An 11,558-nucleotide genomic window follows, 5' to 3' on the forward strand; every position below is an offset into this window, starting at 1 on the left:
ATGCCGGCCTTGCGCTGAAGGGGGGGCACGTCACGGGGCCAGGCCCCGGGGCGCGTTCAGCCGTCGAAGGGGTTGCGCAGCACGATCGTCTCGTTGCGGTCCGGGCCGGTGGAGATGATGTCGATGGACGTGCCCACCTTCTCCTCGAGGAAGCTGATGTAGGCGCGGGCGTTGGCCGGCAGGTCCTCGACGCGCTTGGCGCCCAGGGTCGACTCGCTCCAGCCCGGCAGGTCCTCGTAGAGCGGCTCGAGGGCCTCGTAGCCTTCGGAGTCCACCGGGGTGTCGAGGACCTCGCCGTCCTTGCTGCGATAGCCGACGCAGACGCGGATGTTCTCCAGCCCGTCGAGCACATCGAGCTTGGTCAGGCAGATGCCGGAGACCGAGTTGATCTGCACCGCATGGCGCAGGGCCACGGCGTCGAACCAGCCGCAGCGACGCGGCCGCCCGGTGGTGGCACCGAACTCGTGGCCACGCTCGGCCAGGTGACGGCCGTGCTCGTCGAACAGTTCCGTGGGGAAGGGGCCGGAGCCGACACGGGTGGTGTAGGCCTTGGTGATGCCCAGCACGTAGTCGAGGTAGAGCGGCCCGACGCCGGAGCCGGTGGCGGTACCGCCGGCGGTGGTGTTGGAACTGGTGACGAAGGGATAGGTGCCGTGGTCGATGTCGAGCAGCGAGCCCTGGGCGCCCTCGAAGAGGATGTTCTCGCCGGCCCGTCGCAGGTCGTGGACCAGGCCCACGGTGTCGCACACCATGGGACGCAGCTCCTCGGCCATCTCCATCGCCTCGTCGAGCACCTGCTGGAAGTCCACCGGTGCCTCGCCGTGGTAGTTGACCAGCACGAAGTTGTGGTAGTCGAGCACCTCGCCGAGCTTGGAGGCGAAGCGCTCGCGGTGCAGCATGTCGCCCAGGCGCAGGCCGCGACGGGCCACCTTGTCCTCGTAGGCCGGACCGATGCCACGACCGGTGGTGCCGATCTTGGCCACGCCGCGGGCCTTCTCGCGGGCCTGGTCCAGGCGCACGTGGTACGGCAGGATCAGCGGGCAGGCCGGCGACAGGCGCAGGCGCTCGCGCACCGGCACGCTCTTGGCCTCCAGCTCGCGGATCTCCTTGATCAGCGCCTCCGGCGACAGCACCACGCCGTTGCCGATCACGCAGGTCTTGTCGGGCCGCAGGATGCCGGAGGGGATCAGGTGCAGGACGGTCTTCTCGCCGTCGATGACCAGGGTGTGACCGGCATTGTGCCCGCCCTGGAAGCGCACCACCGCGGAGGCGGATTCGGTGAGCAGGTCGACCACCTTGCCCTTGCCTTCGTCACCCCACTGGGTGCCCAGTACGACTACGTTCTTGCCCATTGTGCTCTCGTCTCTCGTTGCGGCGCCGCGCTGCCCGCGCCGCGCCCATGTCAGGCCCAGGGCCGTCCTCGATGACCGGCGTACCGGTCGGGCCCGCCGTTGTGAAACCTACAGGGAGCGCGGCTCCCAGCGGCCGTCGATCCGCTCCAGCCGCCGGTTGCAGCGGTGCTCTCCGGGGCCGGTGCGCTGGCCGGGCAGCGCCTGGACGACCCGTTCGCCCCGCTCGCGCAGGGCGGCGATGGCCTCCCGCAGCCCCTCGCCCTCGGCCGGGGCCCAGACGCCGTCGTGGGCCGGCTCGCCGAGCGCCAGGGTGGCCAGCAGCTTGAGGTCCATGGAGCAGCCGGTGGCCGGCCGGGCGCGACCGAAGGCACGGCCGGTATCGTCATAACGGCCGCCCTTGGCCAGGGCCTGGCCGTAGCCGGGCACGTAGGCGGCGAACATCATGCCGGTGTGGTACTGGTAGCCGCGCAGCTCGGCCAGGTCGAAGTAGGGCTCGACCTCGGGATGCTGGGCCTGGACCCCCTGGTGCAGGGCGCGCAGCTGGTCCAGCGCCGCCCCCACCGCCGCCGGCGCCTCGGCGAAGGCCTCGCGGGCCTCGTCGAGCACCTCGGGGCCGCCATGCAGGCGCCCCAGGGCCATGAACATCCCGGCCAGGGCCGGGTCGCGGACGGACTCGGCGACCCGGGCCGCCAGCTCGCCCGGCGACTTGAGCTCCAGCGCCTCGAACAGCGCCCGCTCCTGTTCGGTCGCCAGTTCGGCGGCCTGTACCAGGCTACGGTAGATGCCGATATGGCCGAGCGCCAGGTGGATCTCGTCGGCACCGGCGGCGACCAGGCTGGCCAGCGCCAGGTGCAGGATCTCCACGTCGGCCTCGAGACCGGCATGGCCGAACAGCTCGACCCCGACCTGCACCGGACTGCGCCCCCCCTGGTGCTGGTCGGCCTTGGCCCGCAGCACGTTGGTGCAGTAGCACAGGCGCACCGGCCCCTGGCGCTGCATGGAGTGGGCATCCATGCGCGCCACCTGGGGGGTGACGTCGGCGCTGACCCCCATCATGCGGCCGGTCAGCTGGTCGGTGAGCTTGAAGGTCTGCAGGTCCAGGTCGGTACCGGTACCGGTCAGCAGCGAGTCGAGGAACTCCACCGGTGGCGGCATCACCTGATCGTAGCCCCAGCGATGATAGAGATCGAGCAGCGCCCTGCGCAGCTCCTCCATGCGGCTCGCCTGGGGAGGCAGTACCTCGTCCATGCCGTCGGGCAGCAGCCAGCGGTCAGCGATGGTCATGTCTTTTCGTCCTGCAACACGATGAATGGCCAGGGAAACATGCTCCGGCGAGCGGCCTCGTGCGGTGCTCGCGCGGAGGGGGACGGGGCCACAAAAAAACCGGGCCACGCCCGGTTGGAGGAGTCTACCACGTTTGCGCCCCGGTTGAACCCTGCCGGGCAGACTGCCGCCATCGTGTGATGGCGGCGGTCCGAGCACCGGGCGCGGGCCTAACCGGCCTCTCCCGGCGCCCTACTCCTCCGGCGGCAACAGCGCATCAGCCTCGAGCCCCCGGTTCGTCGGGCTCTTGAGATACTGGAAGAAGTCGCTGGAGGGGTCCAGCACCAGCATGTTGCCGTCTCCCGAGAAGCTGTTGCGATAGGCGTTCAGGCTGCGCCAGAAGGCGAAGAACTCCGGATCCTGCGAATAGGCCTCGGAGAAGATCGCCGCGGCCTCGGCGTCCCCCTCACCGCGCAGGGTCTCGGAACGCTCCGTGGCCTGGGCCAGCAGCACCTGCCGCCGACGGTCGGCGTTGGCGCGGATGCGCTCGGCCTCCTCCTGGCCCTGGGCGCGCCACTCGCGGGCCTCCCGCTCACGCTCGGAGCGCATGCGATCATAGACCGCCGAGGAGACGTCCTCGGGCAGGTCGATACGCTTGACCCGGATGTCGACGATCGCCACGCCCAGTTCCTCGCGCATCAGGGCGTCGAGGTCGTTGGCCGGGCCGGTCATCAGGTCGTCCCGACGCTCGGCGATGATCTGCTGCAGGTCGAGGCGACCGAACTCGTTACGCAGGCTCTCGTCGACCCGCGGCTGGATCAGGCGCGTTGCCATCATCTCGTCGCCGGCGGTGGCCTCGTAGTAGCGGGTCGGGTTGACCACCTGCCACTTGACGTAGGAGTCGACGATCACCGCCTTCTGCTCCAGGGTCAGGTAGCGGCTGGGGTCGGTATCCAGGGTCAGCACCCGGGTGTCGAACTTGCGCACCGTCTGGGTGACCGGCACCTTGAAGTGCAGCCCCGGCTGGATGTTCTCCTCGACGATCTCACCGAAGCGCAGCTTCACCGCACGCTCGGTCTCGTCGACCACGTAGAGGCTGTTGCTGGCCAGCCAGGCGGCAGCCGCCAGGCCGCCGACGATGATCAGGGAACGGTTGTTGATCATTTAGCGGCCCTCCCTGCGGATTCCACTGCTGTTGGTGCTCCCGGTCGATGATTGGCTGCCGCGCAGGCGCTCGAGCACCCGCGGATCGAGCTCGCCCTCCTCGCCGCGGCGCTCGGCATCGGCGGTCCGCTCGCCGCCGCCGTTGCCCATCTGGTCCAGCGGCAGGTACATCAGCGGGCTGTCGTCGGCCACGTCGACCAGGACCTTCGGCGTGCTGCCGAAGATCTCGGCGATGGTGTCCAGGTAGAGACGCTCGCGCATGATGGTCGGCGAGTTCTGGTACTGGGCGAGCAGCGCCGTGAAGCGGTTGGCCTGGCCGCGGGCCTCGGCCACCACCGACTCACGATAGCCCTGCCCCTGCTCGACCAGGCGCTGGGCCTGACCCTGGGCCTCGGGAATGAGGCCGTTGGCGTAGGCCATGCCCTGGTTGATGGTCCGCTGGCGGTCCTCGCGGGCCCGGATCACGTCGTCGAAGGCATCGATCACCTGGGCGGGCGCCGAGGTCGACTCGATGTTGATGGTCTGCAACAGGATACCGGTGCCGTAGCTGTCCTGGTAGGACTGCAGGCGGCTCTGCACGGAGCTGCCGAGGATCTCGCGCCCCGAGGTCAGGATATCGATCATGTCGGTGCCGCCGACCACGTGGCGCAGCGCGGAGTCCAGGGCGTTCTCGATGGAGAGCTGCGGGTTGCGCACGTTGAGCACGAAGTCACGGGGATCGGCGACCTGGTACTGGGCCGAGATCTCGACCTCGACGATGTTCTCGTCGCGGGTCAGCATCGATTGGGTCTGGGTCAGCGAGCGCACCCGGGTCACGTTGACCATGCGCACGTCGTCGATCAGCGGCGGGTTCCAGTGCAGCCCGGGGTTGACCACTTCCTGGAACTTGCCGAAACGCAGCACCACGCCGCGCTCGGACTGGTCGACCAGGTAGAAGCCGGTGGCCGCCCAGATCGCCAGGGCCACGATGATCAGCAGGCCCGGCAGGGTGAAGGCGTTGCGCGGCTTGCCTCCGCCCCCCTTGCCACCACTGCCGCCGCGCCTGCTGCCACGCCCCCCGAGCATGCTGTTGAGCTTGTCCTGAAACTTCTTCAGGGCCTCGTCGAGATCGGGGGGGCCCTGATTGCCACCGCGATTACCGCCCCCACCATTGCCGCCGCCACCGCGTCGGCCACCACCACTCCAGGGGTCGTGCTGGTTGCCACCACCAGGCTCATTCCAGGCCATACGTCCTCTCCACTATGCGTTGCTTCCCGCCACCAGAGCGGCTCCGTGGCGGGTATCGGTTGCGATCCTGTGTGCGCCGTTCGAGCGACGCCTGTCGACCTTGTCGTTATCGTGCGGGTCCCCGCCATGGCCGTGACAGGGGCACGGTTCGTCGTTGGTTCAACCCTCCCAGACGGGCCGCTCCTGCAGTTCCCTTGGCAGGTAGTCGTCGGGGCGCTCACCGAGGCGCGCCATCAACTGCAGGAAGTCGCGCCGCGGCAGCCGCACCTCGAGCAGGATATGCCCCCGATCGTCGAAGGCCTCCTCGCGCACCGCCCCCAGCTCGTGCAGGCCGGCACGCAACCGGCCCTGCTCGGGCGTCAGGGTCAGCTGCACGTCGATCACATCCTCGGCCAGGCGCTCGGAAAGCGCCTGGCCCAGCAGCTCCAGGCCACGCCCCTCGCGGGCCGAGAGCCAGACCACCTCGGGGCACCCCTCGCCGTCGCGTTCGATGCGCGGGGCACTGTCGAGCAGGTCGATCTTGTTCATCACCTTGAGCATCGGCACGTCCAGGGCGCCGATCTCGTCGAGCACCGTCTCGACCTGGGTCACGTTGAGGTCACGATCGGGATCGGCGGCATCGATCACGTGCACCAGCAGGGTCGCCTCGGCGGCCTCCTGCAGGGTGGCACGAAATGCCTCGACCAGCTTGTGTGGCAGATGCCGGATGAAACCCACGGTATCGGCCAGCACCACCGGCCCCACGTCCACGACCTCGAGACGACGCAGGGTCGGATCGAGGGTAGCGAAGAGCTGGTCGGCCGCATAGACCTCCGCCTCGGTGAGGGCGTTGAACAGCGTTGACTTGCCGGCGTTGGTGTAGCCGACCAGCGAGACGCTGGGAATCTCGGCCCGGGACCGGGCACGGCGATTCTGGGTGCGCTGGCTGCGCACCCTGTCGAGCCGCTTGTGGATCGCCTTGATGCGCGCACGCAGCAGGCGACGGTCGGTCTCGAGCTGGGTCTCCCCCGGACCGCGCAGGCCGATACCGCCCTTCTGGCGCTCCAGGTGGGTCCAGCCCCGCACCAGGCGCGTCGACATGTACTCGAGCTGGGCCAGCTCCACCTGCAGCTTGCCCTCATGGGTCCGGGCCCGCTGGGCGAAGATGTCGAGGATCAGCCCGGTACGGTCGAGCACGCGACACTTGAGCTCACGCTCGAGGTTGCGCTCCTGGGAGGGGCTCAGGGCATGGTTGAAGATCACCAGCTCGGCGTCGTGGACGACCATCGCCTCGCGCAGCTCCTCCACTTTGCCCGATCCCACGAAGGTTCGCGAATCGGGCCGGTGTCGGCTGCCGGTGAGTAGCGTGGCCGGCTCCGCGCCGGCGGAGCGCACCAGCTCGAGGAACTCGCCCGGGTCCTCGCGCTCCTGTTCGTCCTGGAAATCCACATGGACGAGTACCGCCGTTTCACCGGCGTCGGGACGTTCAAAAAACAATCAATACCTCACGCATTGTTTTCCGGCTGCGCGGCAGGGTCCTGGACCGGCAGGCGCACATTGCGCGACGGCACCACGGTGGAGATGGCGTGCTTGTAGACCATCTGGCTGACGGTGTTGCGCAGCAGGATGACGAACTGGTCGAAGGATTCGATCTGTCCCTGAAGCTTGATGCCGTTGACCAGGAAAATCGATACCGGAATGCGCTCCTTGCGGAGGATGTTCAGGTACGGGTCTTGAAGGGACTGCCCTTTGGACATGTTGCTCTCCCTGAATTGTCTCTGGGGGTTGATGTTATGCTCGGTCACGCCGCAAGCCAGTCGGCGCCTTGACTGTTACCCGAAGGGGCCTGGTCACCCGGCCACTCGAAAGGATTATCTTACGCTAACTGCCGAATTCGCGCACGAGTTTCAGCACTTCGCCCCTGGGGTCGGGGCCCAGGCTGTCCACCCAGTGCAGCCCGGCCCAGCCGCGCATCCAGGTCAACTGGCGCTTGGCCAGCTGGCGGGTGGCGACGATGCCGCGGTGGCGCAGCGCCTCCCGATCGTATTCGCCATCGAGAAATGACCAGGTCTGACGATAGCCCACGCTCTTCATCGACGGCAGCTCGGCGTGCAGGTCGCCACGGGCCCGCAGCGCCGCCACCTCCCCGACCAGGCCCGCGGCGAGCATCTGCTCGAAGCGGGCCTCGATGCGCGCGTGCAGCTCCCGACGGTCGAAGGGTGTCAGCCCTATCGACAGCACACGCCAGGGGAAGGTTTCCGGGCGCTGGGCCTGCCACAGCTCGGAGAGGGTCTGCCCACTCAGGCGGTAGACCTCCAGCGCGCGCATCAGCCGCTGCGGGTCGTTGGGATGGATGCGCGCCGCGGAGGCCGGATCGACCCGGGCGAGTTCCGCGTGCAGCGCGGCGAGTCCGCCCCGCTCGACGTCACGCTCCAGCTCGGCGCGCACCGCCGGGTCCGACGAGGGCAGGTTGGCCACCCCGAAGAGCAGTTGCCGGAGGTACATCATGGTGCCCCCCACCAGCAGCGGCACCCCGCCGGCTGCGCTGATCCGACGCATCTCGCGCAGGGCGTCCTCGCGGAAGTCGGCCGCCGAATAGGGATCGGCCGGGTCGCGGATATCGATCAGCCGATGTGGCGCCCGCGCGAGCTCGGAGGCACTGGGCTTGGCGCTGCCAATGTCCATGCCACGATAGACCATGGCCGAGTCGACGCTGATCAGCTCCAGGCCGAGGCGCTCGTGGAGTTCGATGGCCAGGTCGGTCTTCCCGGCGGCGGTGGGCCCCATCAGCAGGATGGCGGGGGGGCGGGAATCGCTCACGTGATCTCCTGATACTGCTACGTTTGCCACCTGCGCAGTAGGCCTGCGATTGGCGGCAACTCTCCAGCGCTGACGCTCCCTTTGGGGTCGATACTGGAACTCATCTCACAACGCATGGTGAACGGGGCTTTCCCGGGGACAGGCCTTTGCGAAGGCGCTGTGAACCCCTCCCTGGGCGCTACATTATTCGCCTTCCCTGGCGAATGACCTTCGCGCCGGCCAGCCCCCGGCGCCCCTCACGCAAGTTTCCAAGGCCAGTCTTTTAACGGTGACTTACTGTCCGCGCAGGAACAGTCGATCCAGTTCCTTGAGGCTCATCTCGGCCCAGGTCGGGCGGCCATGGTTGCACTGGCCGCTGCGCTCGGTGCGTTCCATGTCGCGCAGCAGGGCGTTCATCTCCTCCAGCGTCAGGCGACGGTTGGCGCGCACGCTGCCGTGACAGGCCATGGTGGCGAGCAGCTCGTTGATGTGTGCCTCGAGGCGGTCGGAACGACCGTAGCGCTCGAGATCCGCCAGCATCCCGCGGATCAGTGGCTCCACATCGGCATCCGCCAGCAGCACCGGCAGCTGGCGCACCAGCAGGGTCTCGGGGCCGGCCACATCGAGCTCGACGCCGAGCCGGACGAAGGCCTCGCGCTCGGCCTCGGCGGTGGCCACCTCGGCGGCGCTCGCCGCCAGGGACACCGGCACCAGCAGCGGCTGGGCCTCCAGCTCGCCGCCGTGCACCTGGGTCTTCATGCGCTCGTAGACGATGCGCTCGTGGGCGGCATGCATGTCCACCACGATCAGGCCGCGCTCGGTCTGGGACAGGATGTAGATCCCGTGAAGTTGGGCGATGGCGTAGCCGAGGGGGGGCGCCCGGGTGGCGTCCTCTTCGGGCAGCGCCGGGCGCGAGACCTCCGCCCTCGCCGCCACCCCGGTGGGAACCTGGCGCTCGCGCAGGGCCACGCCGGCGGCGGTGCCGCCCGCCCCGGGGGCGGCCGGCTGCGGTGTCAGCAGCTGCTCCTCGTGGCCGGGGTGCAGTGCCCGATAGCCGTCCATGAAGGCGCGGACCCGGTCGGGCGTCACTCTATCACGGGCCCCATCACCCACGTCGTCACGCCCGTGCAGTGCCATGGGCTGCTGCTGCCAGCGCCCGGGGCTCTCGCCGACCCCCTCGCCGACGCCGGCCGACGCGGCGGCGGGCTCGGCCCGCGCCGCGTCCTCCGCCACCTCAGGGCCGCCGGCGCGGGCCTCGCCCAGGGCACGGTGCAGGCTGGAAAAGAGGAAGTCGTGGACCATGCGACCGTCGCGGAAGCGCACCTCGTGCTTGGTGGGGTGCACGTTGACATCCACCACCAGGGGGTCGACCTCGAGGTAGAGCACGAAGACCGGATGGCGACCGTGGAAGAGCACGTCGCGATAGGCCTGGCGGATGGCGTGGGCCACCAGGCGGTCGCGCACCACCCGGCCGTTGACGAAGAAGTACTGCTGGTCGGCCTGGGCCCGGGAGTGGGTGGGCAGGCCCACCCAGCCCCACAGGCGCAGGCCGCCGGTCTCGAGGTCCAGGTGCAGGGCATTGTCGAGGAAGGCGCGACCGAGCAGGGCGGCGATGCGCCGCTCGCGGGCGACCATGTCATCACCGGGACGCAGCTGGTGGAGGGTCTTCTGGTTGTGGCGCAGCACCCAGCCGATGTCGAAGCGCGACAGGGCCTGGCGACGGAAGGCCTCCTCCACGTGGCCGAACTCGGTCTTCTCGGTGCGCAGGAACTTGCGGCGGGCCGGGGTATTGAAGAAGAGGTCGCGCACCGTCACCGAGGTGCCACGGGGGTGGGGTGCCGGGGAGACCCGGGGCTCCATCTGGCGCCCCTCGGCCACCACCCGCCAGCCCTCACGGGGGTCGTCATCGATATTGGAGATCAGCTCGAGCCGCGATACCGAGCTGATCGAGGCCAGCGCCTCGCCGCGAAAGCCCAGGCTCGCCACGCCCTCGAGTTCCTCGAGGGAGGCGATCTTGCTGGTGGCATGGCGCGACAGGGAGAGCGGCAGGTCCTCCTCGCCGATGCCGCTGCCGTCGTCGCGCACGCGGATCGAGCGCGTGCCGCCATTCTCCAACTCGACCTCGATGCGGCGGCTGCCGGCGTCGATGGCGTTCTCCACCAGCTCCTTGACCACCGAGGCGGGACGTTCGACCACCTCGCCGGCGGCGATCTGGTTGGCCAGCCGCGGGTCGAGGACCCTGATGCGTCGCTGCTCTGTCATATCGCTCCTCAAGACGAGCTGCGGGCTACGAGCCGCGAGCCACGAGCCAACCCCTGCTCGAAGCCCGAAGCTCGAGGCCCGGAGCTCAAGAACGGGGGATCCGGATCAGCTGTCCGACCCGGATCACGTCACCGTTGAGTTCGTTGGCCTGCTTCAGCTGGGCCACCGGTACGCCGTGCCGGGCGGCGATCTCGGAGAGGGTATCACCGGGCCGGATCCGGTACTCGTTGCCGTCGGTGCTGCGATTCTGGTCGCGCTGCCAGGCCAGCAGGCTGGCCGGGGGCGGATTGCGCTGGAAGTGGTCACGCAGGCCACCGAAGATCGCCCGGGCCAGGCCCTGCTGGTGGGAGGCGTCGCGCAGGCGGCGCTCCTCGTCCGGGTTGGAGATGAAGCCGGTCTCGATCAGCAGCGAGGGAATGTCCGGCGACTTCAGCACCATGAAGCCGGCCTGCTCCACCCGCGACTTGTGCAGCCGGTTGATCCGCCCCAGCTGGTCGAGCACCTGCCCGCCGATGGTCAGGGAGTCGTTGAGGGTCGCGGTCATGGTCAGGTCGAGCAGCACGCCGCGCAGCACCTCGTCCTTGTCCTCCAGGGAGAGGTTGCCGTCCACCCCGCCGATCAGGTCGGCGCGGTTCTCGCTGGCCGCCAGCCACTGGGCGGTCTCCGAGGTGGCGCCGCGCTGTGACAGGGCGTAGACGGAGCTGCCGTTGGGCCGCGGGCTGTTGAAGGCGTCGGCGTGGATCGAGACGAAGAAGTCGGCCTTCTGCTCGCGGGCGATGCGGGTGCGCTGGCGCAGGCCGACATAGTAGTCGCCGTCGCGGATCATCACCGCGCGGAAGCCCTCGGCCTCGTTGACCAGCGTCTGCAGCCGACGGGCGATCTCCATCACCACGTCCTTCTCGCGAACGCCGCTGGGGCCGATGGCCCCCGGGTCCTCGCCGCCGTGTCCGGGGTCGATGGCGATGATGATGTCGCGCCGGGGATGGGGCTGGGCCTGCTGCAGGGTCACCGCCGGTTCCGACGCCACCTCGGTGCCACCGGCGCCGACCCGGGCGCGGTTGGCGACGATCTCCTGCTCACGGATCATCGCTTCGATGGGGTCGATGGGGTCCTCCACGGCGCTTTCGCCCGGATACTCCAGGTCTACCACCAGGCGGTGCCCATACTGGTCGTTGGGCTCCAGGGTGAAGTGGCGCGGCTCCACCTCGCGCTCGAGCTCGAGCACCACCCGCAGGCCCTGGCCGTCGCGAACGCCGGTACGCACCCGGCTGATGGCGCTGCCGGAGAGCTCGAGCCGGTCGACGTCGGCCTCGAGGCGGCTGTCATCCAGGTCGATCACCAGGCGTCGGGGATTGTCCAGGGAGAAGACATTGGCCCGGGAGGCGGCGGAGAGATCGAAGACCAACCTGGCATGGTCCGGGGCGGCCCACAGGCGAATGTTCTCGACCTGGCCGGCACCGGCGACACCGGCCGCCAGCCAGGACAGCATCAATAGCGCCACCGACAGCAGAC

General features: G+C 69.2%; 9 protein-coding genes. All 9 read right to left on the reverse strand.

What is annotated here, in order from left to right; all coding sequences use genetic code 11:
* Positions 1-56 precede the first annotated feature (56 nt).
* The 9 genes from MKP05_RS09235 to MKP05_RS09275 all read right to left on the reverse strand — a co-directional run bounded on the left by MKP05_RS09235 (position 57) and on the right by MKP05_RS09275 (position 11,535).
* The gene (locus MKP05_RS09235; protein WP_240568025.1) at positions 57-1,352 is read right to left on the reverse strand and encodes an adenylosuccinate synthase; all 1,296 of its coding nucleotides are present in this window, start codon (positions 1,350-1,352) and stop codon (positions 57-59) included.
* A gap of 108 nt (positions 1,353-1,460) precedes the next feature.
* Entirely contained in the window at positions 1,461-2,636 is a 1,176-nt protein-coding gene (locus tag MKP05_RS09240; protein ID WP_110282119.1) for an ATP phosphoribosyltransferase regulatory subunit, read from the reverse strand.
* 231 nt (positions 2,637-2,867) lie between these two features.
* A complete protein-coding gene (hflC, locus tag MKP05_RS09245; RefSeq protein WP_240568026.1) occupies positions 2,868-3,779 on the reverse strand; it encodes a protease modulator HflC in 912 nt (303 codons plus the stop codon).
* Positions 3,780-5,006, reverse strand: coding sequence for an FtsH protease activity modulator HflK (gene hflK / locus MKP05_RS09250; RefSeq protein WP_240568027.1), 1,227 nt, complete (start codon positions 5,004-5,006; stop codon positions 3,780-3,782).
* A gap of 159 nt (positions 5,007-5,165) precedes the next feature.
* Positions 5,166-6,482, reverse strand: coding sequence for a ribosome rescue GTPase HflX (gene hflX / locus MKP05_RS09255; RefSeq protein WP_240568028.1), 1,317 nt, complete (start codon positions 6,480-6,482; stop codon positions 5,166-5,168).
* 8 nt (positions 6,483-6,490) lie between these two features.
* Positions 6,491-6,742: an RNA chaperone Hfq gene (gene hfq / locus MKP05_RS09260; RefSeq protein ID WP_102627626.1), complete on the reverse strand. Its 252-nt coding sequence runs from the start codon at positions 6,740-6,742 to the stop codon at positions 6,491-6,493.
* Positions 6,743-6,866: 124 nt separating this feature from the next.
* Positions 6,867-7,805: a tRNA (adenosine(37)-N6)-dimethylallyltransferase MiaA gene (miaA, locus tag MKP05_RS09265; RefSeq protein ID WP_240568029.1), complete on the reverse strand. Its 939-nt coding sequence runs from the start codon at positions 7,803-7,805 to the stop codon at positions 6,867-6,869.
* Between the two features lie 273 nt (positions 7,806-8,078).
* Positions 8,079-10,046 (reverse strand): DNA mismatch repair endonuclease MutL, encoded by a 1,968-nt coding sequence (mutL, locus tag MKP05_RS09270; protein ID WP_240568030.1) that lies wholly within the window; start codon positions 10,044-10,046, stop codon positions 8,079-8,081.
* An 85-nt stretch (positions 10,047-10,131) separates the two neighbouring features.
* A complete protein-coding gene (locus tag MKP05_RS09275) occupies positions 10,132-11,535 on the reverse strand; it encodes an N-acetylmuramoyl-L-alanine amidase (protein ID WP_276316580.1) in 1,404 nt (467 codons plus the stop codon).
* Positions 11,536-11,558 lie beyond the last annotated feature (23 nt).

The organism is Halomonas flagellata (assembly GCF_022487945.1).
GTDB classification, from domain to species: Bacteria; Pseudomonadota; Gammaproteobacteria; order Pseudomonadales; family Halomonadaceae; genus Halomonas; species Halomonas flagellata.

Coding starts and splice junctions, on each gene's coding strand:
- hflK (WP_240568027.1), bottom strand. CDS start 5,006: ATGGCCTGGAATGAGCCTGGTGGTGGCAACCAGCACGACCCCTGGAGT.
- MKP05_RS09275 (WP_276316580.1), bottom strand. CDS start 11,535: ATGCTGTCCTGGCTGGCGGCCGGTGTCGCCGGTGCCGGCCAGGTCGAG.
- MKP05_RS09240 (WP_110282119.1), bottom strand. CDS start 2,636: ATGACCATCGCTGACCGCTGGCTGCTGCCCGACGGCATGGACGAGGTA.
- MKP05_RS09235 (WP_240568025.1), bottom strand. CDS start 1,352: ATGGGCAAGAACGTAGTCGTACTGGGCACCCAGTGGGGTGACGAAGGC.
- hflC (WP_240568026.1), bottom strand. CDS start 3,779: ATGATCAACAACCGTTCCCTGATCATCGTCGGCGGCCTGGCGGCTGCC.
- hfq (WP_102627626.1), bottom strand. CDS start 6,742: ATGTCCAAAGGGCAGTCCCTTCAAGACCCGTACCTGAACATCCTCCGC.
- mutL (WP_240568030.1), bottom strand. CDS start 10,046: ATGACAGAGCAGCGACGCATCAGGGTCCTCGACCCGCGGCTGGCCAAC.